The organism is Amycolatopsis pretoriensis, assembly GCF_900107925.1.
GTDB lineage: Bacteria > Actinomycetota > Actinomycetes > Mycobacteriales > Pseudonocardiaceae > Amycolatopsis > Amycolatopsis pretoriensis.
Genome location: NZ_FNUJ01000008.1, coordinates 284,624 through 310,724, shown reverse-complemented (window position 1 = coordinate 310,724; position 26,101 = coordinate 284,624). Strand labels below are relative to the sequence as shown.

Annotated in this window: 26 protein-coding genes and 1 pseudogene; 17 read left to right on the top strand and 10 right to left on the bottom strand. The window is 71.2% G+C overall.

The genetic code is table 11. The annotated features are described in order from the left end of the window. The first annotated feature begins 61 nt into the window (after window positions 1–61). Window positions 62–1,285: an NAD(P)/FAD-dependent oxidoreductase gene (locus BLV96_RS34915; RefSeq protein ID WP_086674960.1), complete on the top strand. Its 1,224-nt coding sequence runs from the start codon at window positions 62–64 to the stop codon at window positions 1,283–1,285. On the opposite strand, the gene BLV96_RS34910 is transcribed toward BLV96_RS34915, so the two are convergent. Beyond that, window positions 1,254–2,471, bottom strand: a complete 1,218-nt coding sequence (locus BLV96_RS34910; RefSeq protein ID WP_086674961.1) for a multidrug effflux MFS transporter — start codon at window positions 2,469–2,471, stop codon at window positions 1,254–1,256. The genes BLV96_RS34915 and BLV96_RS34910 overlap by 32 nt on opposite strands. Before the next feature lie 205 nt (window positions 2,472–2,676). On the opposite strand from BLV96_RS34910, the gene BLV96_RS34905 reads away from it, so the two are divergent. The 6 genes from BLV96_RS34905 to BLV96_RS34880 are packed head-to-tail and all read left to right on the top strand — an operon-like array spanning window position 2,677 to window position 9,182. Further along, window positions 2,677–3,528, top strand: coding sequence for a fumarylacetoacetate hydrolase family protein (locus BLV96_RS34905; RefSeq protein WP_086674962.1), 852 nt, complete (start codon window positions 2,677–2,679; stop codon window positions 3,526–3,528). Between the two features lie 2 nt (window positions 3,529–3,530). Beyond that, on the top strand, window positions 3,531–4,835 hold the full coding sequence (locus BLV96_RS34900) for an enolase C-terminal domain-like protein (RefSeq protein ID WP_086674963.1): 1,305 nt from the start codon (window positions 3,531–3,533) through the stop codon (window positions 4,833–4,835). Beyond that, entirely contained in the window at window positions 4,828–5,574 is a 747-nt protein-coding gene (locus BLV96_RS34895; protein WP_086674964.1) for an SDR family NAD(P)-dependent oxidoreductase, read from the top strand. The genes BLV96_RS34900 and BLV96_RS34895 overlap by 8 nt, the downstream gene beginning before the upstream one ends. A gap of 46 nt (window positions 5,575–5,620) precedes the next feature. After that, a complete protein-coding gene (locus BLV96_RS34890; RefSeq protein WP_086674965.1) occupies window positions 5,621–6,652 on the top strand; it encodes a sugar ABC transporter substrate-binding protein in 1,032 nt (343 codons plus the stop codon). Beyond that, window positions 6,649–8,172: a sugar ABC transporter ATP-binding protein gene (locus BLV96_RS34885; RefSeq protein WP_086674966.1), complete on the top strand. Its 1,524-nt coding sequence runs from the start codon at window positions 6,649–6,651 to the stop codon at window positions 8,170–8,172. The genes BLV96_RS34890 and BLV96_RS34885 overlap by 4 nt, the downstream gene beginning before the upstream one ends. Further along, complete coding sequence (locus BLV96_RS34880) at window positions 8,169–9,182, top strand: ABC transporter permease (protein WP_086674967.1); 1,014 nt, start codon at window positions 8,169–8,171, stop codon at window positions 9,180–9,182. Before BLV96_RS34885 ends, BLV96_RS34880 begins: the two co-directional genes overlap by 4 nt. A 28-nt stretch (window positions 9,183–9,210) precedes the next feature. On the opposite strand, the gene BLV96_RS34875 is transcribed toward BLV96_RS34880, so the two are convergent. Next, window positions 9,211–9,933, bottom strand: coding sequence for a FadR/GntR family transcriptional regulator (locus BLV96_RS34875; protein WP_086674968.1), 723 nt, complete (start codon window positions 9,931–9,933; stop codon window positions 9,211–9,213). A gap of 80 nt (window positions 9,934–10,013) precedes the next feature. Here BLV96_RS34875 and BLV96_RS34870 point away from each other — a divergent pair, with 80 nt between their 5' ends. Genes BLV96_RS34870 through BLV96_RS34860 form a run of 3 tightly spaced genes read left to right on the top strand, consistent with a single transcriptional unit; the run spans window position 10,014 to window position 12,174 of the window. Beyond that, window positions 10,014–10,352, top strand: coding sequence for an L-rhamnose mutarotase (locus BLV96_RS34870; RefSeq protein ID WP_086674969.1), 339 nt, complete (start codon window positions 10,014–10,016; stop codon window positions 10,350–10,352). A 5-nt stretch (window positions 10,353–10,357) separates the two neighbouring features. After that, the gene (locus tag BLV96_RS34865) at window positions 10,358–11,326 is read left to right on the top strand and encodes an aldo/keto reductase (protein WP_086674989.1); all 969 of its coding nucleotides are present in this window, start codon (window positions 10,358–10,360) and stop codon (window positions 11,324–11,326) included. After that, complete coding sequence (locus tag BLV96_RS34860) at window positions 11,323–12,174, top strand: amidohydrolase family protein (protein WP_086674970.1); 852 nt, start codon at window positions 11,323–11,325, stop codon at window positions 12,172–12,174. Before BLV96_RS34865 ends, BLV96_RS34860 begins: the two co-directional genes overlap by 4 nt. Window positions 12,175–12,205: 31 nt before the next feature. Here BLV96_RS34860 and shbA read toward each other — a convergent pair whose 3' ends face one another. The 4 genes and pseudogenes from shbA to BLV96_RS34840 all read right to left on the bottom strand — a co-directional run. After that, on the bottom strand, window positions 12,206–12,862 hold the full coding sequence (shbA, locus tag BLV96_RS34855) for an RNA polymerase sigma factor ShbA (RefSeq protein WP_244180696.1): 657 nt from the start codon (window positions 12,860–12,862) through the stop codon (window positions 12,206–12,208). 255 nt (window positions 12,863–13,117) lie between these two features. Continuing rightward, complete coding sequence (locus BLV96_RS34850; RefSeq protein ID WP_086674972.1) at window positions 13,118–13,414, bottom strand: DUF202 domain-containing protein; 297 nt, start codon at window positions 13,412–13,414, stop codon at window positions 13,118–13,120. A gap of 552 nt (window positions 13,415–13,966) precedes the next feature. Further along, window positions 13,967–14,320: a YidH family protein gene (locus BLV96_RS34845; protein ID WP_086674990.1), complete on the bottom strand. Its 354-nt coding sequence runs from the start codon at window positions 14,318–14,320 to the stop codon at window positions 13,967–13,969. 15 nt (window positions 14,321–14,335) lie between these two features. Further along, window positions 14,336–14,809: pseudogene (locus BLV96_RS34840) on the bottom strand (GtrA family protein); the annotation flags it as partial. A gap of 151 nt (window positions 14,810–14,960) precedes the next feature. Here BLV96_RS34840 and BLV96_RS34835 point away from each other — a divergent pair. Together BLV96_RS34835 and BLV96_RS34830 are read left to right on the top strand one after the other, a co-directional pair. After that, window positions 14,961–15,371: a hypothetical protein gene (locus BLV96_RS34835; RefSeq protein WP_086674973.1), complete on the top strand. Its 411-nt coding sequence runs from the start codon at window positions 14,961–14,963 to the stop codon at window positions 15,369–15,371. Between the two features lie 83 nt (window positions 15,372–15,454). Then, window positions 15,455–15,748 carry an iron-sulfur cluster biosynthesis family protein gene (locus BLV96_RS34830; protein ID WP_020644357.1) on the top strand — a complete coding sequence of 98 codons (294 nt, stop codon included), beginning with the start codon at window positions 15,455–15,457 and terminating at the stop codon, window positions 15,746–15,748. A 57-nt stretch (window positions 15,749–15,805) separates the two neighbouring features. Here the strand turns inward: BLV96_RS34830 and BLV96_RS34825 are convergent, their stop codons facing one another. The 4 genes from BLV96_RS34825 to BLV96_RS34810 all read right to left on the bottom strand — a co-directional run bounded on the left by BLV96_RS34825 (window position 15,806) and on the right by BLV96_RS34810 (window position 20,958). Further along, window positions 15,806–16,927, bottom strand: a complete 1,122-nt coding sequence (locus tag BLV96_RS34825) for a glycerate kinase (RefSeq protein WP_086674974.1) — start codon at window positions 16,925–16,927, stop codon at window positions 15,806–15,808. Further along, complete coding sequence (locus tag BLV96_RS34820; RefSeq protein WP_086674975.1) at window positions 16,924–17,856, bottom strand: 2-hydroxyacid dehydrogenase; 933 nt, start codon at window positions 17,854–17,856, stop codon at window positions 16,924–16,926. The genes BLV96_RS34825 and BLV96_RS34820 overlap by 4 nt, the downstream gene beginning before the upstream one ends. Before the next feature lie 30 nt (window positions 17,857–17,886). Then, window positions 17,887–18,774, bottom strand: coding sequence for an SGNH/GDSL hydrolase family protein (locus tag BLV96_RS34815; RefSeq protein ID WP_086674991.1), 888 nt, complete (start codon window positions 18,772–18,774; stop codon window positions 17,887–17,889). 105 nt (window positions 18,775–18,879) lie between these two features. After that, window positions 18,880–20,958 carry an alpha-galactosidase gene (locus BLV96_RS34810; RefSeq protein ID WP_086674976.1) on the bottom strand — a complete coding sequence of 693 codons (2,079 nt, stop codon included), beginning with the start codon at window positions 20,956–20,958 and terminating at the stop codon, window positions 18,880–18,882. A 76-nt stretch (window positions 20,959–21,034) separates the two neighbouring features. On the opposite strand from BLV96_RS34810, the gene BLV96_RS34805 reads away from it, so the two are divergent. Genes BLV96_RS34805 through BLV96_RS34785 form a run of 5 tightly spaced genes read left to right on the top strand, consistent with a single transcriptional unit; the run spans window position 21,035 to window position 26,080 of the window. Beyond that, the gene (locus BLV96_RS34805; protein ID WP_244180695.1) at window positions 21,035–22,225 is read left to right on the top strand and encodes an ROK family protein; all 1,191 of its coding nucleotides are present in this window, start codon (window positions 21,035–21,037) and stop codon (window positions 22,223–22,225) included. A gap of 19 nt (window positions 22,226–22,244) precedes the next feature. Then, window positions 22,245–23,513: an ABC transporter substrate-binding protein gene (locus tag BLV96_RS34800; RefSeq protein ID WP_086674978.1), complete on the top strand. Its 1,269-nt coding sequence runs from the start codon at window positions 22,245–22,247 to the stop codon at window positions 23,511–23,513. After that, entirely contained in the window at window positions 23,510–24,466 is a 957-nt protein-coding gene (locus tag BLV96_RS34795; protein ID WP_086674979.1) for a carbohydrate ABC transporter permease, read from the top strand. Before BLV96_RS34800 ends, BLV96_RS34795 begins: the two co-directional genes overlap by 4 nt. Continuing rightward, complete coding sequence (locus tag BLV96_RS34790) at window positions 24,466–25,305, top strand: carbohydrate ABC transporter permease (protein WP_086674980.1); 840 nt, start codon at window positions 24,466–24,468, stop codon at window positions 25,303–25,305. Before BLV96_RS34795 ends, BLV96_RS34790 begins: the two co-directional genes overlap by 1 nt. A 22-nt stretch (window positions 25,306–25,327) precedes the next feature. Further along, window positions 25,328–26,080 (top strand): alpha-galactosidase, encoded by a 753-nt coding sequence (locus BLV96_RS34785; protein ID WP_086674981.1) that lies wholly within the window; start codon window positions 25,328–25,330, stop codon window positions 26,078–26,080. Window positions 26,081–26,101: the final 21 nt, after the last annotated feature.

Here is a 26,101-nt window from a genome sequence, read left to right as displayed (position 1 = left end):
CGTGGCGACGGCCGTTCGGGAGTACCGTCCGCACCGTCTCGTCGTCGTGGGAGGTCAGCTGATGTCGGAGCCGCGGAAGATCGTCATCGTCGGAGCGGGCCTGGGTGGCGCGTCCGCCGCGGCCGCGTTGCGCGAACGCGGTTACAGCGGGGAAGTCCTGCTGATGGGGTCCGACCCGCACCGGCCGTACGAGCTGCCGGCGCTGTCGAAGGGCGTCCTGCTCGGCAACGGCGACGAACCCGACTGGGTGCACGAAGAGAAGTTCTACGCGGAGAAGGACATCCGGTTCACCGCCGGCGTCACGGCGACCCGGATCGAGCTGGGCGCCCGCCTGGTCCTGGACGACGCGGGCGGCGAACACCGCTACGACCGCCTGGTCCTGGCGACCGGCTCGCGCCCGCGGTCGCTCCCGGTGCCCGGCGGCGACCTGCCCGGGCTGTACACGCTGCGCAGCCTCGACGACTCGCTCAAGCTGCGCTCGGCGTTCGCCGAAGCGGAGCGCGTGGTGATCGTCGGCGCCGGCTGGATCGGCTCGGAAGCCGCGGCGGCCGCCCGGACGCACAACGCGGACGTGACGGTCGTGGACCCGGTACCGGTCCCGCTGGCGAACGTCGTCGGCGAGACGGTCGGCGGGGTGTTCCGGGACCTGCACGTCTCGAACGGCGTGCACTACCGCCTGGGTGAGCAGGTCGCGGAGATCACGGGCGGCCCGGACGGCGTCCGCGGGGTCCGGCTGGGCAGCGGCGACGAGATCACGGCGGACGTGGTCCTGATCGCGGTCGGCGCGGCACCCCGGGTCGAGCTGGCCCACGCGGCGGGCCTGGAACTGTCCGACGACGGCGGGGTGTGCGTGGACGCGGGCCTGCGCACGGCGGCCCCGGACGTGTACGCGGTGGGCGACATCGCGGCGCACTTCCACCCTCGCTACGGGCGCCGGATCCGCGTGGAGCACTGGGCGAACGCGAAGGACCAGGGCGCGCACGTGGCGCAGAACCTGCTGGGGGAGAACGAGCCGTTCCTGGGGTCGCCGTACTTCTTCACCGACCAGTACGACCTGGGCTGCGAGTACCGGGGCCTGGCGGACCCGGCGTCGGACGAGCTGGTGGTCCGCGGAGAGCTGGCCACCCGGGAGTTCACGGCGTTCTGGCTGCGCGACGGCGAAGTGGCGGCGGCGATGAACGTGAACATGTGGGACGACGGGGATGCGTTGGGAGCCTTGGTGGACGGCCGCGCGAAGGTGACGGCGGAGCAGCTCAAGACGGCGGATCTGGCGTCGCTGGCCTAGCCAGGACGAGGAAAGCCACGAGTGCCAGCAGCGCGAAGCCCGCCATGGTCGCGGCCATCGGCACCGCCGTCCCCGGACCGCCGAGCCCCACCAGTGGCGTCGCCGCCGCGCCCACCACGAACTGCAGCACCCCCAGCAACGCCGACGCCGCCCCCGCCGACCGCGCGTGGGACGCCAGCGCCAGCGAACTCGCGTTCGGCATCACCAGCCCGATGCTGGACACCAGCAAGAACAACGACACCAGCAGGAAGGCCAGCGGCGCGCGAAAGAAAGCCGAAGCCAGCACAGCGGCCCCGCCGAGAACCCCCAGCAGCAACCCCGAAAGCAGCAGGACGCGCTCGGGCACCCGCCCCACGAGCCGCCCGTTGAGCTGGCCCGCCAGCACGATGCCGACGCCGTTCACCCCGAACACCACGCTGTACGCCTGCGGGCTCAACCCGTACACGCCCTGCAGCGCGAACGACGAGCCCGAGATGTAGGCGAACATCGACGCGAACAGCAGCCCGGACGCCAGCGCGTACCCCGCGAACGACCGGTCCAGCGCCAGCCGCCCATAGGTCCGCATCCCCTGGCCGAGCCGCGCCGGCGAGCGCGAGCCGGAAGGCTCCGGCAGGAAGAACACGACCACGGCCAGCAGCAGCGCCCCGAACGCCGTCAGGACCACGAACACCCCGCGCCACGACGTCCAGTTCAGCAGCTGCCCGCCGATCAGCGGCGCCAGGATCGGGGCCAGCCCGCTGACCAGCATCAACGTCGAGAAGAACTTCGTCATCGCCGTGCCGTCGAACAGGTCGCGGACCGTGGCGCGGGCGATCACGATGCCGGCCGCCGCGCCGACCGCCTGCACCAGCCGCGCCGCCACCAGCAGCCACGCGTCCGGGCTCACCGCGCACAGCACCGACCCCACGACGTAGAGCACGAGCCCCACCAGCAAGGGGCCACGGCGGCCCAGGGCGTCCGACAGCGGTCCGATCACCAGCTGGCCCAGCGCCAGGCCGACGATGAACGCGCTGAGCGTGAACTGGACCGTCGTGTCCGCCGCGTGCAGGTCGGCCGCCATCCGCGGGAGCGCGGGCAGGTACATGTCGATCGACAGCGGCCCGAACGCCGACAGACCGCCCAGGATGAGGACGAACTTCAGCTGCGCCCGCCTGCTCGGCGCGGTACGTTCCGCCGTGGTGGTCATGCGCCTCCTGTCGGTCCCGCTTCCGACCAGCGACGCGATGACCTGCGCTATTCCGGGCTGTGATCGGTGACACGCCGTGCTCAAACGAGCACTGAACCGGTACTGATCCGATCAATTTTCCGACCGATTGGGCGTCAGCTCTGGATCGAGCGAACCGGCTGCGATATACATCGGATGTCTGGTCGGGCGGGTGAAGGGAAAATCCGTGCAGCTTGTGCGTCTCGGGGAACCGGGAAGTGAGCGTCCGTTCGTGCGTGCCGACGACGGTACGGCCTACGAGCTGGGCGGGCTGACCGCCGACGTCGACGGCGGGTTCCTCGCCACCGGCGGCGTCGCCCGCGTGGCCGCCGCGCTCGCCGCCGGGGAGCTGCCGAAGGCCGACGTCGGGGGACTGCGCGTCGGCTCGCCGATCGCCCAGCCCGGCAAGGTCGTCTGCATCGGCATGAACTACCGGCGCCACGCCGAAGAAACCGGCGCGACGCCGCCCACCGAGCCCGTCGTCTTCATGAAGGCGCCGGACGTCGTGGTCGGCCCCGGCGACGACGTCCTCATCCCGCGCGGCTCCACGAGCACCGACTGGGAGGTCGAGCTCGGCGTCGTCATCGGCAAGACCGCCCGCTACCTCGACAGCGTCGAGGAGGCCCTGGAGTACGTCGCCGGCTACGTCGTCTCCAACGACGTCTCCGAGCGCGCGCTGCAGTTCCGCACCGCCCAGTGGGACAAGGGCAAGTCGTGCGAGAACTTCAACCCGCTCGGCCCGGCGCTCGTCCCGGCCGGCGAGGTGCCCGACCCGCAGGACCTCGGCCTGCGCCTGTGGATCAACGGCGAGAAGAAGCAGGACTCGTCCACCAAGGACATGATCTTCAGCGTCGCCGAAATCATCCACCACCTGAGCCAGGTGATGGTGCTGCGGCCCGGCGACCTGATCAACACCGGCACGCCCGAAGGCGTCGCGCTCGGGCAGCCCGACCCGAAGCCGTACCTGCGCGACGGCGACGTCGTCGAGCTCGAGATCGACGGGCTCGGCCGGCAGCGCCAGGTCGCGAGGCAGGCCTGACCATGGCGAAGATCACCGGCATGGAGGTCCTCGACGTCCGGTTCCCGACGTCGAAGGACCTGGACGGCTCGGACGCGATGAACCCCGACCCGGACTACTCGGCCGCCTACGTCGTGCTGCACACCGACGGCGGCCCGGACGGCTACGGCCTCGCGTTCACCATCGGCCGCGGCAACGACGTCCAGGCCGCCGCGATCCGCGCGCTCGCCCCGCACGTCGTCGGCCGGGACGTCCCCGAGGACGCGGCCACGCTCGGCGAGCTGTCCCGCACGCTCGTCGGCGACTCGCAGTTCCGCTGGCTGGGCCCGGAAAAGGGTGTCGCGCACATGGCCGTCGGCGCGATCGTCAACGCCGCCTGGGACCTCGCCGCCCGCCGGGCGAACCTGCCGGTCTGGCAGTTCGCGGCGCGCATGACACCCGAAGAACTGGTGTCCCTGGTCGACTTCCGGTACCTGTCCGACGCGCTCACCGAGGCCGAGGCCCTGGACATCCTGCGGCGCGCGGAACCCGGTCGCGCCGAGCGCGTGAAGCAGCTCGAAGCCCACGGCTACCGCGCCTACAGCACGTCTCCCGGCTGGCTCGGGTACGCCGACGCGAAGCTCGTCCGGCTGGCCGAACAGGCCGTCGCGGACGGCTTCGAGATGATCAAGCTGAAGGTCGGCGGCAACCTCGAGGACGACGTCCGGCGCATGAAGCTCGCCCGCGAAACCGTTGGGCCGGACGTCCGGATCGCCGTCGACGCCAACCAGCGCTGGGACGTCCAGGCCGCGGTCGACTGGATGACCGAACTCGCGCCGTACGACCCGTACTGGATCGAGGAGCCGACCTCCCCGGACGACGTCCTCGGCCACGCGGCGATCGCGAAAGCGCTTGCGCCGATTCGCGTGGCGACCGGTGAGCACGTCCAGAACCGCGTGATCTTCAAGCAGCTGCTGCAGGCGGACGCAATTTCGGTGCTGCAGCTGGACGCCGCGCGCGTCGGCGGGTTCAACGAGAACCTGGCGATCCTGTTGCTGGCCGCCAAGTTCGGCGTCCCGGTGTGCCCGCACGCCGGGGGTGTCGGGCTCTGCGAGCTCGTCCGGCACCTGTCGATGTTCGACTTCGTGGCGGTGTCCGGCACCGACGCGGACCGCTCGATCGAGTGGGTCGACCACCTGCACGAGCACTTCACCGACCCGGCCGTCGTCGAGCGCGGCCGCTACCTGGCCCCGACCGCCCCCGGGTTCTCCGCGCGCATGCACGACGCCACGCTGCGCCGGTTCCGGTTCCCGGACGGTCCCGAGTGGACGGAGACCGCAAGTGAGTGAATTCGAGGGCCTGGTGGCCGCCGTCACCGGAGGCGCCTCGGGCATCGGCAAGGCCACCGCGGACCTGCTGGCCGCGCGCGGCGCCCAGGTGGTGGCGCTGGACCTCAAGCCGGGCGACGACGGCATCCGCTGCGACGTCTCCTCCGACAGCGAAGTCCGCGCGGCGATCGACGCCGTCGTGGAACGCTTCGGGCGCCTCGACATCCTGGTCAACAACGCCGGGATCGGCGCGCAGGGCGACGTCACCGCCAACGACGACGACGAATGGCACCGCGTGTTCGACGTCAACGTCGTCGGCATGGTCCGGCTCGCCCGGGCCGCGCTGCCGCACCTCAGGAACTCGCCGTCCGCGGCGATCGTCAACACCTGCTCCATCGCGGCCTGGGCCGGCCTGCCCAACCGCGCGCTCTACTCGGCCAGCAAGGGCGCGGTGCTCTCGCTGACCCTGGCCATGGCGACCGACCACCTGCCGGACCGGATCCGCGTCAACTGCGTGTGCCCGGGCACGGCGGACACCCCCTGGGTGGGCCGGCTGCTCGACTCCGCCGCCGACCCGGCGGCCGAACGCGCGGCCCTCGCGGCGCGCCAGCCCATGGGCCGGCTGGTCACCGCCGAGGAGGTCGCGAACGCCGTCGTCTACCTCGCGAGTCCCCTTTCCGCCTCGACCACCGGCACCGCGCTCGCGGTCGACGGTGGCATGTACGGCCTGCGCCCGCGCGGTCCCGTTCACCACGACTGAAACAAGACTTTCCGCTGTCATCAAGGAGGATGCGGTGCGCAATAGGGTGATCACGGTGGCCGCTACGGCCGCCGTCTGCGGTCTGGTCCTGACCGCCTGCGGGTCCACCAAGGACAACGCGTCGGCGCCCGCCGCGGGTGGCGGCGCCGGGGGCAAGGTCGGGGCCACGCTGCCCCTGCTGACCTCGCCGTTCTGGCAGGCCTACAACAACTACGTGCCGAAGATGGCCCAGCAGGAGGGCGTCGACGTCCTCCCGACGGTCAACGCCGACAGCGACCCCGCGAAGCTGATCACCGACATCGGCACCTTCCTCAACCAGGGCGTCAAGGGCCTGGTCGTGACGCCGCTGGACTCGGCCGCGATCGTCGCCGGGCTCAAGCAGGCCGAGAACAAGGGCGTGCCGGTCGTCGCCGTGGACGTCGCCCCCGAGAGCGGCAAGGTCGCGATGGTGGTCCGGGCCGACAACAAGGCCTACGGCACCAAGGCGTGCGACGCGATCGGCGCGAAGGTCAAGTCCGGCAAGGTCGTGCAGATCATGGGCGACCTCGCGTCGGTCAACGGCCGCGACCGCTCGGAAGCCTTCCGCGACTGCATGAAGTCGAAGTACCCGGGCGTCCAGGTGCTGGAGATCCCGGCCGAGTGGAAGGCCGACAAGGCGTCCTCCGGCCTGGACAGCATGCTGACCGCCAACCCGGACATCAAGGGCGTCTACATGCAGGCCGGCGGTGTCTACCTGGCCCCGACCGAGCAGGCGCTCAAGCGCAAGAACCTGTTCTTCCCGGTCGGCGACCCGAAGCACATCGTGCTCGTGTCCAACGACGGCATCCCGCAGGAGCTGGCCGCGATCCGCGCCGGCGAACTGGACGCCACGGTGTCCCAGCCGGCCGACGCCTACGCGAAGTACGGCCTGTACTGGCTGAAGAAGGCCATGGCCGGCGAGACGTTCAAGCCGGGCCCGACCGACCACGACAGCACCATCGTCGAGATCAGCCCCGGCATCCTCGAAGACCAGCTGCCCGCGCCCGTCATCACCAAGGACAACGTGGAAGACAAGGCCCTCTGGGGGAACAACCTGTGACCGCGCTGCCCGCCGGCGAACCCGCCGTCCCGGTGGTCAGCGCCGTAGGTGTCGGGAAGCGCTACGGCCCCACCGTGGCGCTGCACGACGTCAGCCTCACCGTGCACCCCGGCGAGTCCCACGCGCTCGTCGGGCGCAACGGGGCCGGCAAGTCGACGCTCGTCTCCATCCTCACCGGCCTGTCCGCCACGGACACCGGGCACGTCGAGTTCGGCGGCGAGCCGGCCCCGCCACTGTCCAAACAGGACGACTGGAAGGCGCGCGTCGCCTGCGTGTACCAGCACGCGATGGTCGTCCCGCAGCTCACCGTCGCCGAGAACCTGTTCCTCAACCGGCAGGCCGGCGGCAGGTTCTCGATCGGCTGGAAGTCGTTGCGGCGCAAGGCCCGCGAGCTGCTCGACTCGTGGGACGTGCACGTCGACGTCGACACCCCGGCCGGGGAGCTGTCGGTCGAGGACCGGCAGTTCGTCGAGATCGCCCGCGCGCTGTCCTACGGCGCCCGGTTCATCGTCCTCGACGAACCGACCGCGCAGCTCGACAGCCAGGCGATCGAGCGGCTCTTCGAGCGGATGCGCCAGATGCAGGCGGGCGGGGTGACGTTCCTGTTCATCTCCCACCACCTGCACGAGGTCTACGAGGTCTGCCAGGCGGTGACCGTGCTGCGCGACGCGAAGCACGTGCTCACCGCGCCGGTGGCCGAGGTCGGCAAGGCGCAGCTGGTCGACGCGATGACCGGCGAACCCGGCGGTCTCTCGGTCCGTGACGCGGCTTCGCGGGAGTCGCTGGAAGCCGACGCCGCCGAGATCCTTGCGGTGGACGGACTGTCCGGCGACGGCTTCCGGGACGTCTCGTTCCGGCTCCGCCGCGGCGAGGTCGTCGGGCTCGCGGGCAGCAACGCCAGCGGGAAGCACCAGGTCGCCGAAACGGTCTACGGTCTGCGGACGCCGTCCGCGGGCACGATCCGCGTCGACGGCTCGCCGCTGCGGCCGGGCGACATCCCGGCGGCGATCCGGGCCGGGATCGGGTGCGTGCCGCGCGACCGGCACCACGAAGGCCTGGTCCTGGAGCACTCGATCGCCGACAACGCGACTTTGTCCATTTTGGACAAGCTGGGCCGCGGCGGGATCGCGTCGCCGCGCACCCGCTTCGCGCGGGCGTCGCAGGCTCTGAAGGACTACGACATCGTGGCCGCGAGCGCCGAGCAGCCCGTGTCGGACCTCTCCGGCGGCAACCAGCAGAAAGTCGTGCTGGCCCGGGCCCTGATCGGCGACCCGCGGGTCGTGGTGCTGATCAACCCGACCGCCGGGGTGGACGTGAAGTCGAAGGAGGCGCTGCTCGCGGTCGTCGACCGGGTGCGCGCCGAGGGCAAGGCGGTGCTGATCGTCAGCGACGAGCTCGACGACCTGCGCCTGAGCGACCGGGTCCTGGTGCTGCGCGCCGGGGCCGTCGTCGCCGAACACCAGGCCGGGTGGTCCGACGGCGACCTCGTGGCCGACATCGAAGGAGTCGAGCTTTCGTGACCGACGTGATGACCTCTCCGCAGACTTCGTTGCCGGCGCCCCCACGACGCCGGAAAGCCGGCTGGCTGCGTGAACTCGCGCTGCTGCCCGCCCTGGTCGTCGTGTTCGTCATCGGCGGCCTGGTCGACGACACGTTCGTCGGCTGGAGCAACATCGTCAGCATCCTGACCGCGTCGGCGGCGCTGTCGCTGGTCGTGCTGGGCGAGTCGCTGGTGCTGATCACCGGGAAGTTCGACCTGTCGCTGGAATCGACGATGGGTCTCGCCCCCGCGCTCGGGGCCATGGTCGTGATCCCGGCGGCGTCGGCCGGGTTCGGTGTCGAGCTGCCCGCGGCGATCGGGCTCCTGATCATCCCGCTGTGCGGCGCGCTCGTCGGGTTCGTCAACGGCTTCCTGATCGTGAAGCTGAAGCTGAACGCGTTCATCGTGACGCTGGCGATGCTGACTGTCCTGCGCGGCGTGCAGGTCGGGTCGACCAAGGGCAAGACGCTGTTCAACCTGCCGGACTCGTTCACCAACCTGGCGACGACGACGTTCGCCGGGCTGCCGATGTCGGTGTGGCTGGCGGCGCTGCTGTTCGCGATCGCCGGCTGGGTGCTGCGCTACCACCGCGTCGGCCGCGCGCTGTACGCGATCGGCGGCAACCGCGAAGCCGCGCGGGCGGCCGGTGTCCGCGTCGACCGGATCGCGTGGGCGGTGTTCGTCGTCGCCGGGATCCTCGCCGCGATCGGCGGGCTCGCGTACACGGGGTACGTCGGCGCGCTGGGCGCGAACCAGGGGTCCGGGCTGATCCTGCAGGTCTTCGCGGCGGCGGTGATCGGCGGCGTCTCGCTCGACGGCGGCAAGGGCACCCTGGTCGGCGCCCTCACCGGCGTCCTGCTGCTGTCGTCGGTGTCGAGCCTGCTCAACTACGCGCACGTGACGGCGGAGTGGCAGGGCGCGATCTACGGCGCCATCATCCTGGTCGCGCTGATCATCGCTCGCTACGCGGGCGGAAAGCCCCAGACCTGATGGTCACTCCGTGATCATCGGATCACTGTCAGGAGGCTTCCGCGGCCGGCTCGGCATCGGCCGTCGGGTCGTCCGCGGTGCCCAGGGCGTTGCGCAGCCACTGCTCGACGCCCGCGACGTGCACGGTCGCCCACGAGCGCGCCAGCTCGGGCTCGCGCGCCGCGATGGCCTCGTAGATCGCCGTGTGCTGCTCGCGGGTCTTCGCGACCGCGCCCTCCTGCGTGAGGCCGCGCCAGATGCGAGCGCGCGCGGTCGGCCCGGAGAGGCTGTCGAGCAGCGAGCACAGCACCGGGTTGCCGGAACCGTCGGCGATCTTGCGGTGGAACTGCAGGTCGTTCGCGACGAGCGCCTCGACGGTCGGGGAGTCCTCCAGCTCGCCGAGCAGCTGGCCGAGCTCGGTGATGTCGTCGTCGCTCATGTGCAACGCGGCCAGCGCGGTCGCCGCCGGCTCGAGGATCCGCCGCACGGCGAGGAAGTCGAGCACGGTGTCGTCGCGGTGGAAGTCCACGACGAACGTCATGGCGTCGAGCAGCAGGTTCGGCTCGAGGCTGGTGACGTACGTGCCGTCGCCCTGCCGGACGTCGAGCACCCTGATCAGGCACAACGCCTTGACGGCCTCCCGCAGGGAGCTGCGCGAGAGCCCGAGCCGCTGGGCCAGCTCGGCCTCCTTCGGCAGCCGGTCGCCCGGCGCCAGCTCGCCGGAGATGATCATGTCCTTGATCTTGTCGATCGCGACATCGGTGACGGGCATCGCGTCCGCCCTCCCTGCAACAGACCTCGGATGTTTCGGTGTTCCTCCCCAGCGTGCCATGACCCGGCCAAGGAGTGGTGATGACCCACCAGCCCGCACCTCAAAGAGTGGCTCTGCACACCCGGCTCAAGCCCGGCAAGGAGGCCGAGTACGAGTCCGTCCACGCCGTGATCCCGCCCGAGCTGGACACCGCCCTGCGCGAGGCCGGCGTGCGCGAATGGCGGATCTGGCGTAACGGTCTCGACCTCTTCCACGTCGTCGAAGTCGACGACTACGCGGCGATGCGGGCGGCCCTGCGGGACCACCCCGCGAACGTCCCCTGGCAGGCCAGGATGGCCGAGCTGCTGGCCGTCGAAGACGACTACTCCGGCGGCGACACCGGCATCGGGCTGGTCTGGGAACTGCCGGAAAAGGAGTGACGGCGTTGGAAATCCCCCTGTCCCCGCTGGGTCTCGGCTGCGCGCAGCTGGGCAACCTCTACCACGCCATCAGCGACGAGACGGCGGCCGCGACCGTGCGCCGCGCGTGGGACGAGGGCGTCCGGTACTTCGACACCGCGCCGCACTACGGCCTCGGCCTGTCGGAGACCCGCCTCGGCGCGGCGCTGCGGTCGTTCCCCCGCGACGAGTACGTGCTGTCCACGAAGGTCGGCCGCGTGCTCGAACCGAACCCCGGCGGCGCGGGCACGCGGGACGACGAGGGCTTCGCCGTCCCGGCCGCGTACAAGCGGCGCTGGGACTTCAGCCGCGACGGCGTCCTGCGCTCCTTCGAGGACAGCTTGACGCGGCTCGGGCTCGACCGCGTCGACATCGTCTACGTCCACGACCCCGACGACCACTTCGAGGACGCCCTGCGCGGCGCCTTCCCGGCGTTGCGCGAACTGCGCGAGCAGGGCGTGATCCGGGCGTTCGGCGCCGGGATGAACCAGGCGCCGATGCTCACGGAGTTCGTCCGCCGCACCGACCTCGACGTGCTGCTGGTGGCCGGGCGCTACACACTGCTGGACCAGCCGGCGCTCGACGAGCTGCTCCCGCTGTGCCTCGACCGCGGCGTGTCCGTGGTCGTCGGCGGCGCGTTCAACGGCGGCATCCTGGCGACCGCCGAGCCCGGCAGCGTCTACGACTACGCCGAGGCCCCGGCGGAACTGGTCGAGCGGGCCGGTCGCATCGCCGCGATCTGCGCGCGCCACGGCGTCGAGCTGCCGGAAGCCGCGCTGGCGCTGCCGATGGCGCATCCCGCGGTGGCGTCGGTCGTCGTCGGCGCGCATGATCCTTCGCAGGTCGGCGTCAACGCGCGGCGCGCGCGGGCCGTCGTGCCGCCGGAACTGTGGACCGACCTGGTCGACGCGGGGTTTCTGCGCGCCGGCGTCGTCACCGCCGAAGGAGTCTCATGATCGATGCCCACCACCACCTGTGGGACCCGGCGCGGCGCGAGTACCCGTGGCTGGCGGGGGAGGCCTTGGCCCCGCTCCGCCGCCCGTACACGGTGGACGACCTGCGCGCGGTGACCAAGGCGGCCGGCGTGCACGCGACCGTGCTGGTCCAGACGGTGTCGTCGGCTTCGGAGACCGAGGAGTTCCTGGCGATCGCCGCCGCGGAGCCGGTCGTCGCCGGCGTCGTCGGCTGGGTGGACCTGGCGGCCCCGGACGTCGTGGACCGGCTGGCCGCTTCGGACGGTCCCCTGGTGGGGATCCGGCACCAGGTGGAGAACGAGGCGGACGACGACTGGCTGCTGCGGCCGCCGGTGGTCGCCGGCCTGGGGGCGGTGGCTTCGGCGGGGTTGGCGTACGACCTGCTCGTGCGCGTCGAGCAGCTGCCCGCCGCTGCCGCGCTGGCCGAGCGGCTGCCGTACCTGCGGCTGGTGCTGGACCACGCGGCGAAACCGCCGATCGCGGCGGGGGAGTGGGAGCCGTGGGCGTCCGGGGTGGCGGCGCTGGCCGCGCACGAGAACGTGGTGTGCAAGCTCTCCGGGCTGGTCACGGAGGCGGACTGGACGGGCTGGGAGGTCGGGCACCTGCGCCGGTACGTCGACCACGTGCTGGACGTCTTCGGCCCGTCGCGCATGCTGTTCGGCTCGGACTGGCCGGTCTGCGAGCTGGCGGCGTCCTACGAAGTGGTGCTGGACGCGGCGATCGCGCTGACCGGCTCGCTGTCGGACGCCGAGCGGCTGGGCGTGTTCGAGCACAACGCCCGCCGCGTCTACGGCTTGGATGCGAGCGGGGAAACCCCTTCCAGGGGGTAAAAGGGGTTCCCCCGCCCGCCGCTGGGATGGCCTAGAACTCGTCGTCGCCGATCATGCCGCGCAGCCGGGTGAGGGCGCGGTGCTGCGTCACGCGGACGTTGCCGGCGGAGATGCCGAGCGCTTCGGCGGTCTCCTGCGCGGAGAAGCCGACGGCGATGCGCAGGGTCAGGATTTCCTGCTGCACGCGCGGGAGCGAGGCGAGCAGCCGGCCGAGGCGGGCGCCGAGGTCGAGGTGCAGCGCGTGGGACTCGGGCTCGTTGCCGGCGACGAGCGGGCGCTCCGGGAGCTCGGGGACGGGCTCGGAGCGGTCGCGGGCGACGGCGCGGTAGGCGTCGGCGACCTTGTTGGCCGCGATCGCGTGGACGAGGTAGAGGAAGGAACCGCCGCGGTCCTGATAATCCGGAAGGGCCTTCAAGACGGCGAGGCAGACTTCCTGGGCGACGTCGTCGGCCGAGAGGTAGGAGAGGTCGCGCCCACCCATCCGCGCGCGGCAGTACCGCACGACGACCGGCTCGATCATCTGGAGCAGGCTGTGGATGGCGGCGGGGTTGCCCTCGCCGGCGTCCTTCACCAGAGGGTCGAGATCCTCCTTCGTCAGGCGTCCGTTCGGCCTGGGAGTTGTCTCCAAGGTGCGATAATCGCGAACGTCCGAAGCGGATTGCTCGGTGGTCCTCGGCGGTGCTGTCATGGTCGTCTCCCCGGCCGACCCTCGACCGTCGCTTGCCGGGGGTTCCACTCTCCGTGACTTTTCGGTTGCAGATCTTCCCGGGCTCCCCCGCTTGACCTGCGCTCCGTGCGACGCTGGGTAATCGTAAGCACCTCCCGGGCCATCAGTCCAGATTTCAACGACCAATACCCCGTTAGCAGCAGCGACCGTGATGTTCCCGCGACCCGGCCGCGCACATTGCGATTAATCGGTTTCAGGATGTGCCGAGTTCACCCGTCAGTGGAGGACGGCCACGGAAGCGGCAGTCACGGTAACGGCGAGCGACGCGACGGCGGGCAGGATCGGGCTCATCGCGGCGGGCTTTTCGGTCCGCAAGGCACGCTCCCGCCGAGCGCCCACGCCCGCGAGCAGGGCAGATGTGACGGCGGCGAGCACCACGGGGACCAGCGAGACACCCCAATGGCGCTGGGCGGCGGAGTGCAGGAGCAGTACGGTGCAGGCGGCGGAGGCGAGGGCGGTCCGCCGCCAGGCGAGCCCGGTTCGCTCGGCTTGGGCGCCGCCGGGGCTGGTCACGCGGGAGTCCCGAGGCTCATGACGGTAGTTCTGACGTCGTGATAATCGCGAAGAAGCGGTATTCGGGTCCGGCGCCGAGGTGAAGCGGGGTTGAGCCGAACGGCCGGAGGGGCGGTCGGCCGGGTGTGGATAACCCGATCGGGTGGGGTGAAGATGAGTGCGGTCCGTGGTCGCGCGAATGGATTAACCGGGGCGCGGCGGGCCGCAGGGGCGAGTTGGGGCGCACAGCTCGCGGGGTTCCCTGCGGTCGAGTGCGGCGGGCGCTCACGGCGGCCCGGGGTGGCTCAGCCGGCTCGACGTGCCGCCCGCTCGCGGCTGGCCCGATCCGCTGGAATTGGGTCGGCTCGTCGTGCGGCAAGATCGCGGCCGGCTCAGGTCGGGGTGGCTCAGCCGGCTCGCCGTGCCGCGGCCCGCCCGCAGCCGGCTCGACCCGGCCTCCCCGAAGCGGCTCGGCCGCCCCGCCGAAGCTCTCGCGCCGCATCCGCGCGACGTGACCGTCCCGACCAAGCCGGCCCCGCAAGCTCGGTCGCATCCGCGAATCCCCCGGCTCGCTCACGACACGACCAGCAGCACCGCCGCCGCGACGATCAGTGCCAGCAGCCCGCCCGTCAGCACCACGATCATCCAGCTCCGCGGCAACGGCTCCCCGGCCCGCATCGCGATCTGCACCCGCCGCCACCGCGGATAGGCCGTCGCCGCCAGGGCTGCCGCCAGCACTACGCACAACCCCGCCAGCACCGCGCTCGCCGGCGCGGGAGCCGGGACCAGCTGGTGAACCGCCACCCCGCCCGCCAGCAACCCCAGCGCCGTCCGGAGCCACGCCAGGAACGTCCGCTCGTTGGCCAGGGTGAAGCGATAATCCGGTTCGCTGCCGCCCGCGTGGGGCGTGATGTCTTCCGAGGCCACGGCCCCGACGCTAGCGGTGTGGGCCACCGTGGCGCCCTCGGTGCGGTGCGCGAACACCCACCAGCGCAGCACCGCGAACCGCACGAAGCCGCCGACCAGGCTGGCCAGCAGCAGCGTGCCCGTCTCCTCCCACGACGTCGGCCGGTCGACCACCGCGTCCAGGATCGCCAGCACCGCCGAGCCGTACCCCGCGTAGAACGCGAACGTCAGCAGGTCCTGCAGGTGCCGCTTCCCCGCGTTGCTCTGCCGCCCGGCGAACGTCACGCGGCGGTGGAACTCCGTGTTGCCGATCGTCGTCAGCGCGATCGCGACCAGGTTCGCCACCTGGGAGCCGAGCTCGTCGCGCAGGAGGAGGAACAGCACGGCCTGGACGCCGGTCGTCACCACGCCGGCCACGACGTACCACGCGGCGTGGGTGCCGAGCTCGTGGTGGCGGTCGGGGTCGGCGGCGAGCAGCCGGTGTCCCGGTGCGCACCTGGTCGTGGCCATGATCCCAACCTACTCTGCGTTCACAAACTTGTGAATGTGTTAAACCAGTTGAAGAAATGTGATTCCGGCGACACCGCCGGAGTTTCGGTCCCCGGGACCCCGGGTAGGTCACCACCGATGATGCTTGTTGCCTACGCGCCGGGAGAGACCAGTGAGTGACCGTGACGCGGCCGAACCGGAAAGCTTGGACCCCAGCGAAGCGCTGGACGAGGACGAGCTGCGCGTGGACCCCCTCGAAGAGGGCATGGAGCCGCCTGAGCACTGGAGCGCCGCCAACCGCTTCGGCACGACGCCGAGAGAAGTCCGCGAAGGCGAGCCGATGGACCAGCGCCTCGCCGAAGAGGTGCCCGACACCGAACCGGAGCCCGTCCCGGAGCGCCCGCTCGCGGTGACCCCGGCGGACCAGCTCGACGAGACCGTCGAGGACGCGCCCGCGGACTTCGAGCCGGTCGCCCCGGAAGACGAGGTGCCGCGCCGGCACGCCGACCCCGATCCGCGCGAGCAGGCGGACTACGCGGGCGGGTCCGTGGCGGACGCCATCCGCGAGGCCCGGCAGGGCTGATCCGCTCAGACTGCACGTCCGAACGGACGCCCCTAGCGTGGAGGCCTCCAGTGCATCGGACCGCGACGAAGGGAAGGCCGTAGATGCTGACCGTGACCGAAGCCGCCGCCGAGGCGATCACCGCACTGACCAGCCAGGGGGAGGGCGACGCCGGGCTCCGCTTGGCGGTGCAGAACGCCGACGGCGAGAGCGCGCAGCTCGCGCTGTCCGTCGCCCCTGAACCCGCGGAGGGCGACAGCGTGCTCGGCGCCGAGGAAGGCCCGAAGGTCTTCCTGGAACCGCAGGCCGCGGCGTTGCTCGACGACAAGGTGCTCGACGTCCAGGAGGACGAGGCCGGCGGAGTCGCCTTCGCCGTGCTGCCGCAGCACACGAGCTGACCTCGGCGGACGGGCCTTTCGCAGCGCGGCGGGAGGTCCGTTCGCCGGCGGTGCCGCTCAGCCGGCCCGCCAGGCGCGCACCACCTCCTCCGCGCGAGCCCGCAGCAACTCAGCCGCGTGCGCCCGCGCGTACTCCAGCGAAGGCGCGTGGTCGATCAACGCGCTGCTCCCCACCACGCCCAGCCGCTCCAGCCCGGCGGAGCCGAGCTGAATCCGCCCGGCCAGCGCCACCACCGGCACCCCGCGCGGACGCGCCCGGTCCGCGATCCCGGCCGGTGCCTTGCCGTTCAGGCTCTGCTCGTCGAGCGATCCCTCCCCGGTGATGACGAGATCGGCGCCGTCCAAAGCCTGGTCGACCCCGGTCAGCCCGGCGATGAGGTCGAACCCGGATTCGACGCTCGCCCCGAGTGCGATCGCCGCCGCGGCCACCCCGCCGCCGGCCCCCGCTCCCGGAACTCGCGAGACGTCCGGAGCGCCACCCACCTGCAACGCGTGCGCCCACCGCCCGAGCGCTTCGTCGAGCAACGCGACTTCCGACGGCCCGGCGCCCTTCTGCGGCCCGAACACCGCCGCCGCGCCCGACGGCCCCAGCAACGGGTTCGTGACGTCGGTCGCGACCGCGACACGCACCCCGTCCAGCCGCTCCCGCACCGGCGCCAGCTCGGTCGACGCGACGCGCCCCAGCGTGCCGCCGCCCAGGCCGACCGGCGCGCCGAACGCGTCCAGCACGCCGGCGCCGAGCGCGCCCAGCATCCCGGCGCCGCCGTCGGTGCTGGCCGTGCCGCCGACGGTCAGCACGAGTCGGCGGGCACCGTGGATCAACGCGTCGGCCAGCAGCTCGCCGACGCCCCAGGTGTGCGCGGCCCGCGCGGTTTCCGGGCTCGGCTCGACGAACTCGATCCCGCACGCGCGCGCCGACTCGACGTACGCCGTGCCGTCCAGTACCGCGTAGGAAGCCTTGACCGGCTCCTCCAGCGGCCCGCGGACCGTCAGCCGGACGATCCGCGCGCCCGCCGCTTCGAGGACGTCGAGGGTGCCTTCGCCGCCGTCGGCGACCGGGCACGTGACGACCTCGGCGTCCGGTAAGGCATCGCGCACGCCGAGCGCGATCGCCTCCGCGGCCTCGACTGCGGTGAGACTGCCCTTGAACTTGTCGGGCGCGATGACGATCCGGGTCACGGCTTCACCTCCGTCAGCGGGGCGCGTCCGCCCAGCACTTCGACGACGTTGCGCGCGGCCAGCACGGCCATCCCGGTCCGCGTCTCGATCGTGGCGGACCCGAGGTGCGGGCTCAGCACGACGTCATCGCGGCCGAGCAGCCGCGGTTCGACCTCGGGCTCCTTCTCGAACACGTCCAGCGCGGCCCCGGCGATCTCCCCGGCTTCGAGGGCGTCCGCGAGCGCGGCCTCGTCGACGACCGGGCCGCGCGTCGTGTTCACCAAGTACGCGCTGGGTTTCATGGCCCGCAACGCGGCCGCGTCGATCAGGTGCCGCGTCTCGGGCGTCAACGGGCAGTGCAGTGAGACGACGTCCGAGCGCGCCAGCAGTTCCTCGAAGGAAACAGAACCCCGGCCCGACCGTCCCGAGTGGACGATCTCCATGCCGAACGCCTCGGCGCGCTTCGCCACCGCGCGGCCGATCTGGCCGTACCCGACGATGCCGAGCGTCTTGCCCTGCAGGCCCGAGCCGAGCAGGAACCCGAGGTGGAACGACCACGGCGTGCGCGAGCGCAGCAGCCGTTCCCCTTCGCCGAGCCGCCGCGTGACGGCGAGCAGCAGGCCGAACGCGAGGTCGGCGGTCGCGTCGGTCAGCACCCCCGGTGTGTTCGTGACGACGATCCCGCGGGCGGCCAGCGCCGGGACGTCGACGTTGTCGTACCCGACCGCGACGTTCGCGACCACCTTCAGCCCGGGCCCGGCGGCGTCGGCCAGCGCGCCGTCGAGCCGGTCGTGCAGCATCCCGACGACGGCCGAAGCGCCGGAGACGAACTCGTGCAGTTCGTCCGGCGCCAACGGCCGATCGGCGGGCGACACCACCACGTCGCCCGCCTCGGCGAGGAGCTTCACCGCGTCGTCCGGAATCCATCGGGTCACCACGATCTCGGCCACCCCGACAGACTAGATCACGGCACCGACAATTCAGCCCCGCTGGACCGCGTCCAGGACGATCTCCGACTGCGCGGCGGCCCCGGCTCCGTTGGGGTGGAAGGGAAACGCGAGCAGCAAGGGGTTGCTCGTCGAGATCGGGATCAGACCCTCGACGTACCGGACGGTGGGTGCCTGGCACGCGTCGTGGCCGAGCGTGGGGGAGTAGGTGTCGACGAGTTCGACGCCGTTGTCCGCGGCGACCCGCGCCAGCATGGCGTTCATCGAGAGGAACTTCGCCTGCAGGTAGGCGACGTCGCCGTCGGCGATCGGGATGACCGGCCAGCAGCCCTTCCCGCTCGCGGGCAGCCCGGCGAGGTAGTTCACCAGCAGGATCCGCGCGTTCGGTGAGCGCTCCTTGATCGCCTGAAGCGAAGCGGCGACCTTCGGTTCCGTCGCCGCGACAGCGTTTTCCAGCTGGTCGACGCCGCCCGCGGTGAACTTCGCCTTGCACGTGCTCACCGGCAGCAGGTTGAGGCACTTCGTCACGGCGGAGGCGAGCCCGATGTCATTGCCGCCGATTCCGACGGTGACCAGGTCCGTGGTGGCCGTGAGCCGGTCGAACTGCGGCGGGTTCGTCCCGCCCAGCGGCAGCTTCTGCTGCTGCGTGAAGTCGGTCGTCGTCGCGCCGCCGCAGCTGGCGTCGCGGAACGTCTCGACGCCGAGCGCGCCGGCCAGCTCGTGCGGGTAGTCCGAAGTGGACTGTGCGCAGTCGAGCGGGGTGAACTGGGTGGTGGGCGGCAAGGTGACGAAGACGTCGGCGGTCCACGAATCGCCCAGGGCGACGTACTCGTGGTAGCCCGTGCTCGCCGACGCCGGGGCGGCGAAGGCGAGCACGGCGAGCGCGGGGACGACGAGCAGGGCGGACAGGCGCTTGCGCATGCTGCCTCCGTTGGCGAGCAGGGTGAAGGACTTCACATTCAGCTCACGGACGGTGAAAAGTCAATCGGGCTCACCCGGCCCGGTCACGCCGATCGGCGTGGGTAATCAGACCCTGGTCAGCCGCACGACGGCACTCGCGTAACCGCTTCCCGGCAGGTCGACGTCGAGACCGTGGCTCAGCAGCACCGCGCCGTCGTGCACGACGCCGTCGGAGTCGCGGTACCGCGCGGCCGGATCCAGTCCCGCCAGCCGCGGCGGCGTGACCGGCCGCGCGAACTCCGCGGGCCGCCGCCAGAAGAACACGACGACGGAACGGTCCAGGACGTACTGGACGGCGGTCAGCGCCGACGTCGCCGGGTCCGCCAGCCGGTACAGCTCGCCGTGCTGCACGACCGGCCGGATCTCCTTGTACAGCGCGACGAGCGACGCCGCTTCGCCGAGTTCCGCGGCGGACCAGCGAGGCAGGTCGCCGCCGAGGCCGAGCACGCCGGCCATGGCGACGTGGAAGCGGAAGCTCAGCGGCGCCTCGCGGCCCGTCGTCGGGTTCGGGCTGTCGGTGACCCAGGCCGACATCGTGCCCGCGGGGTAGATCTGCCCGTAGCCGTGCTGGATGGTGATCCGGTCGGCGGCGTCGGTGTTGTCGGACGCCCAGATCTCGTCGGTGCGCGCGAGGATCCCGAGGTCGGTGCGCCCGCCGCCGCCCGCGCAGCCCTGGATCCGCAACGCCGGGTGGTCGGTGCGCAGCCGGTCCAGGATGGCGTGCACCGCGCGGACGTGGTCCACCCACACGCGACCGGCGTCCGCGCCCGGCTGGCCGGCTTCGGTGAACGCGCGGTTCATGTCCCACTTGAGGTAGTCGATGCCGTGCTCGCCGACGAGCCGGTCGAGCCACTTGTGCGCCCAGTCCGCGACGTCCGGGCGCGCGAAGTTCAGCACGAGCTGGTTGCGCAGGGTCGTCCGTGCGCGGTTCGCCATGTGCAGCACCCAGTCCGGGTGCGCGCGGTAGAGATCGCTGTCCGGGTTGACCATCTCCGGCTCGACCCACAGCCCGAACTTCATGCCGTGCGCGTGGACGGCGTCGACCAAGGGCCGCAGGCCGTTCGGGAAGCGCTGCTCGTTGGGGGTCCAGTCGCCGAGCCCGGCGGTGTCGCCGGTGCGGGCGCCGAACCAGCCGTCGTCCATGACGAACAGCTCGGCCCCCAGGCCGGCGGCGGCCTCGGCCAGCGAGGTCTCGGTCCGCTCGTCGACGTCCCAGCCGGTGGCTTCCCAGGAGTTGTAGACGATCGGCCGCAGCTCTTCCGGGTGCGGCTGGACGAACTCGCGGACGTAGGCGTGCCACCGGCGGCTCGTCCCGCCGAAGCCGTCGGCCGCGTAGAGCCCGGCGAACACCGGTGTTTCCCACGTCTCGCCGGGGTGCAGCGTCCAGGCGACGTTCTCGTGGCCGAACCCGCCGGTCCACGTCACGCGCCCGGTGTGCGTGTGCTCGACGGTGATCCGCCAGCTCCCGCTCCAGGCCAGCGCGGTCGACCACACTTCGCCGGACGTCTCGGTGGCGTCGCCCGCGTCGAGCATCACCCACGGGTTGACCTGGTGGCTGGACACGCCGCGACGGCTGGTCAACGTCGTCTCGCCGACCGGCAGCGGCTCGCGCAGCACGCCGTACTCGGCGCTCCACGCCCCCGACGTCCGGGTCAGCCGGGCGCCGTCGCGGCGGGGGAGCGTCCACGCCGCGGAGTCGGTGCGCAGCAGGGAAACCGGCTGGTCCGCACGCAGCGATGTCCAGCGCTCGACGACGTCGCCGCGGACGCGGTAGTGCAGCGAGAGTTCCAGGGGGTAGTGCCGGTCGGCGAGCCGCACGACGAGCGTGTCGCCTTCGATCGCGAAGCCGTCGTAACGCCACTCGAGCGCCGACGTCCCGTCTTCGTACCGTACGGCCAGGGCCGCGACGCCGAAGAACGCGCCACCCTCGGCCGGCAGTTCCTGCCGCTCGTCGCCCGGCTCGTCGAAGCTGCTGTCGGCCGGGTTGCGCCGCGCGGCCACCTGCGCCGCCTGGGCCAGCGTCAGTGGCGGCCCCCAGTGGACGTGCCGCGGCCGGTCGTCGGCGTCGAGCCGGAACGCGTAGGAGCTCTCGGGGGTGCGCAGCAGCCAGAGCCGGCGCGCGGGGTCGTGTTCGACGAGCGACATGATCCCGAGCGTAGGCATGACCAGCGAAAAAATAAATTCTTGACGAAGTTAATTAATCCTGCCTACCCTTCCGGCCATGCCTCGCAGTGCACCGGCAAGGGCGCCGATCACCAGTCCCGCGGCAGCGACCGTGTTCACCACGGTCCTGACCGAAGGGCCGGTCTCCCGCGTCGACGTCGCCCGGCGCACCGGTCTGTCGTCGGCCGCGGTCACCAAGGCGGCCCGGCCGTTCATCGAAGCCGGTTACCTCGAAGAACTCGCTTCCGAAGGCCGCACCACGCCCGGGGCCGGCCGACCCGCGAACCCCCTCGCGATCCGCCCGGACCGCGAGTACTTCGTCGGCGTGAAGATCACCGGCGACGACCTCATCGGCGTCGTCACCGACCTGCGCGCCGACGTCCGGGCCAGCGCCCACCACGCGCTGAAGAGCCACGACGTCGGCCACGTCGTCCGCGCGCTGGCCGACCTCGTCGGTGAGCTCCTCTCCGGCCCGACCCCGGACGGCACCAGCAACCTGCGTGAACGCGCCTACTGCCTGGGTGTCGCGGTGTCCGGCGACGTCGACCGCGCGTCCGGCGTCGTCCGGTACTCGCCCTTCCTCGGCTGGCGGGACGTCCCTCTGGCGTCTCTGCTGGAAGACGCGACCGGGCTGACCGCGACGCTGGAGAACGACGTCAAGGCGCTCGCCGTCGCCGAGCAGTGGTTCGGTGAAGGCGTCGGCGCGTCGTCGTTCGCACTGGTCACGGTGGGGACCGGCATCGGCAGCGCGCTCGTCGTCAACGGCGACCTGGTCCGCGGCGCGCACGGCGTCGCGGGCGAGATCGGGCACGTCCCGGTCGCCGACGGCGGCCCGTCCTGCCACTGCGGCGGCCAGGGCTGCGTCGAGGCGATCGCGTCCACCGAAGCGATCCTCGTCCGCGCCCGGGACGTCTCCGGGGAACCCGCGCTGACCATGGAAGACGCCGTGGTCCGCGCCCGCGGCGGCGACGAACCGCTGCGCGCGGTGTTCGCCGGGGCGGGGCACGCGATCGGGCTCGGCCTGGCCGCGCTGGTCAACCTGTTCGGCCCGGAACGAGTGGTCGTCTCCGGTGAAGGCGTCGCGACCTACGACCTGTTCGAGGACCAGATCCGCCGGACCTTCGCGGTCCAGGCGTTCGGCAGCGCCGCCCGCTGCGGCCTGGTGATCCGGCCGCTGCCGTTCGAGGAGTGGGCGCGGGGCGCGGCCGCCGTCGCCATCCAAAGTCTTTTCGTCGCCGAGAGCGTCTAAGGAGTCCCTTGTGAGCCCCATGAATCGCCGAAGCTTCCTGGTCGGTTCCGTCCTCTTCGCCGGGGGAGCAGCTCTCGCGGGCTGCACTTCGGACCCGTTGAACAAGAACGCGGGCGCCGCTTCGGGGGCGAAGGTCACGCTGCAGCAGTGGTACCACGCGTACGGCGAATCCGGGACGCAGCAGGCGGTCCAGCGGTACGCGCAGGAGTTCACGAAGGCCAACCCGGACATCGCGATCAACGTCAGCTGGATCGCCGGCGACTACGAGACCAAGCTCAACTCGGCGATGCTGACCGCGCAGGCACCCGACCTGTTCGAGCTGGGCGACTTCCGGTACCAGAACGTCAAGAACGGCCTGCTCGCGCCGCTCGACGACGTCGTGGACCCGGTGAAGGCCGACTTCAGCCCGGCCGCGCTGGACACCGTGACCGTCGACGGCAAGATCTACGGCGTCAAGATGATCGACGACGTCATGATGCTGTACTACCGCAAGTCCGTGCTGCAGGCCGCGGGCGTGCAGCCGCCGCAGACGTTCGCCGAGCTCCTCGAAGCGACACGGAAGCTGAACACCGGCAAGCAGAAGGGTCTCTACGTCGGCACCGACGGCGTCGGCGAGGCCGCGACGCTCCTGCTCTGGTCGTCCGGCGGAGACTTCTTCGACTCGAGCGGCAAGAAGATCGCGTTCGCCTCGCCCGAGGCGATCGCCGCGATCGGCGGGCTCAAGCAGCTGCACGACACCGGCGGCCTGCTCCAGGGCTACCCGACGGACTGGTCCGACCCGGGCGCGTTCGCCAACGGCGCCACCGCGATGCAGTGGGGCGGGCTGTGGTCGCTGCCGGACATCAAGAAGGCCCTGGGTGACGACTTCGGCGTCGTCGCGTGGCCGAAGTTCGGCGACGCCGGCAAGCAGGTCGCCCGCGTCGGCGGCTGGTACCAGCTGGCGAACGCCAAGAGCCAGAACCTGGACGCCGTCAAGAAGTTCATCGACTGGCTGTGGGTCAAGAACGCCGACCTGCAGAAGGACTGGTGCGTCAAGTACGGCTTCCACATCCCGGCCCGCAAGGAGGTCGCGGCGCAGACGACCGAGTTCTCCAGCGGTCCGGCGAAGGACGCCGTGACGATCTCGCAGCAGAACGGCAAGTCGTACTCGGGACTGTGGAACAAGGCGTCGGCGACGCTGTTCCTGCAGGCCGCGACGAAGATCGCGAACGGGCAGGCCGACCCGGCCGCCGAACTCGCCGACGCGGCGAAGAAGGCGCAGGCCGAAGTCGACAAGCAGCTGGCATGACGGCCTTGATGGAGGCCCCGGCGGTCCCGGCGGCGGCCGCGAAGAGACGTCGCCGGCGCCGGGACTGGCGGGCGATCGGCGCGTTCGTCGTGCTGACCGGGCCCGTGGTGATCGGGCTGGGGCTGTTCAAGTACGTCGCGATCGCGTGGAGCTTCCTGCTCAGCTTCAACGACGCCCGCGGCACGATCTCGCTCGGGCACTGGATCGGCTTCGACAACTACGCGTTCCTGCTCGGCGACGACGCCTTCCTGACGTCGCTGTCGACGATCGCGCTCTTCACGGTCTTCATCGTGCCGATCACCTTCGTCGCCTCGCTGGGTCTCGCGGTGCTGATCAACAGCATTCGCCGGGGCAAGGCGTTCTTCCGGACGGTGTTCCTCATCCCGGCCGCGGTGTCGTACGTCGTCGCGGCGCTGGTGTGGAAGATGGCGCTGTTCAACGGCCTGCCGTCCGGGGTCGCGAACGTTCTCGGCGGCCTGTTCGGCGCCGACCCGGTGCCGTGGCTGTCGACGACGAGCCCGCCGGTCTACTGGGTCGCGGTCGTGACGCTGCGGCTGTGGCTGCAGGTCGGGCTGTACATGATCCTGTTCCTGGCCGGGCTGCAGGCGATCTCGCCGTCCCTGTACGAAGCGGGTGAGCTGGACGGCACGACCAAGTGGCAGGCCTTCCGGTACATCACGGTGCCGCAGCTGAGGAACACGTCGGTGGCGGTGCTGCTGCTGATCCTCATCGCCGCGTTCCAGGCGTTCGACGAGTTCTACAACCTGTTCGGCACCGGCCTTTCCGGCACGGCGACCGCGCCGGTGAAGCCGCCGCTCGTCTACCTGTACGACTCCGCGCTCGGCGACCAGAACTACGGCGTCGGCTCGGCGGGCGCGTTCCTGCTGACGGTGATCATCATCGTGATCACGCTGCTGCAGGGCCGGTTCGTCGGCTTCGGGAAGAAGGACTGATGACCGTCCTCGCCGCTCCTCGCGCCAGGAAGGCGCCGAAGTACGTCCTGGCGTCGGTGCTCTCGCTGATCTTCCTGCTGCCGTTCTACATCATGGTGCGCAACGCGCTCATGACGCGCCAGCAGGTCAGTTCGCCGGACTGGTCGTGGCTGCCGGACCCGCTGTCATGGGTCAACTTCGGCGACCTGTTCGCCGATGCGTCGGTACCGATGGCGCACTCGTTGTGGAACTCGTTCCTGGTCGCGGTCGTCACCGCTCCGGTCGGCACGCTGTTCGGGTCGATGGCCGGCTACGCGCTGGCCCGGATCAACGTCCCGGGACGGCGTGCGGTGTTCACGTACGTGCTGGTCACGCTGATGATCCCGCAGTCGGTGACGTTCGTGCCGACGTTCGTCGTCGTCGGCTCGCTGGGCGGGGTCAACACCGAGTGGGGCATCATCGCGCCGAACCTCTTCAGCGCGTTCACCGTGATCCTGTTCCGCAACTTCTACCTGCGGTTCCCGGCCGAGATCGAAGAGGCCGGGCGGCTCGACGGGCTCGGTTACCTGGGCGTCTACCGCCGGCTCGTGCTCCCCAACTCGGGAAGCATGATCGCCTCGCTCGGGGCGCTGATGTTCATCGAAAGCTGGAACGCGTTCCTGTGGCCACTGGTGATCGGGCAGGACCCGTCGTCGTGGACCGCGCAGATCGCTCTCTCGACGTTCCTGACCGCGCAGTCGGTCAACCTGCCGGCGCTGTTCGCCGGCGCGCTCGTCACCATCGCGCCGCTGGTCGCGATGTTCCTGGTCGCCCAGCGGTTCATCGTCCGCGGGATCGCGGCGAGCGGGCTCAAGGAGTAGGTCCCCTCTGGAGGAGTGTCCGGTGAAACGCTTCCTTTCCGTTTTCCTCGCTGTCCTGGGTCTTTCCGCTTTTCTGGTGCCTTCGGCCGAGGCCCGGACGCCGTTCGTCAAGCCGTTCATGGGCTGGAGCAGCTGGAGCCTGGAGTCGTCGACCCGCGCGGGTTACGGCACTTCGTGGCTGAACGAGTCGCACGTCCGTGACGCGGCTCAGGCTCTCTCCGCCAAGCTCAAGTCGGCCGGCTACACCTACGTCAACATCGACTCGGGGTGGAACGCTTCGCAGTCCTGGGTCTTCCACACCGACGCCAACGGCATCCCCGACCCCGATCCGTCGCGGTTCCCGTCCGGGATCTCCTCTCTCGCTTCGTATGTGCATTCGCTCGGGCTCAAGCTCGGCCTGTACGCCGTGACGGGGCTGGAGAAGGAGGTCTACGACAAGAACGCGCCGATCCTCGGGACGTCGTGCCACGCGCAGGACATCGCGTACAAACCGCTGACGCCGTCCAACGGCTGGGGTGGCAACTGGAAGGTCGACTTCGCCAACCCGTGCGCGCACGGCGGCGACCACCAGGTGTGGACGAAGCGGGCGCCGGACGGCCGGACGTACGCGGCCGTCTACAACCTGGGTTCCACGCCCGCGGACATCACGGTGGACCTCCCCGGGGCGCGGCCGGTGCGTGACCTCGTCGCGCGCAAGGACCTCGGGCGGTTCCGCGGCTCGTGGACGGCTTCCGCGGTGCCTCCGCACGGCTCCCGGCTGGTCCGGATCGGCTGAGTTCTTCCGACGAAGGGGACT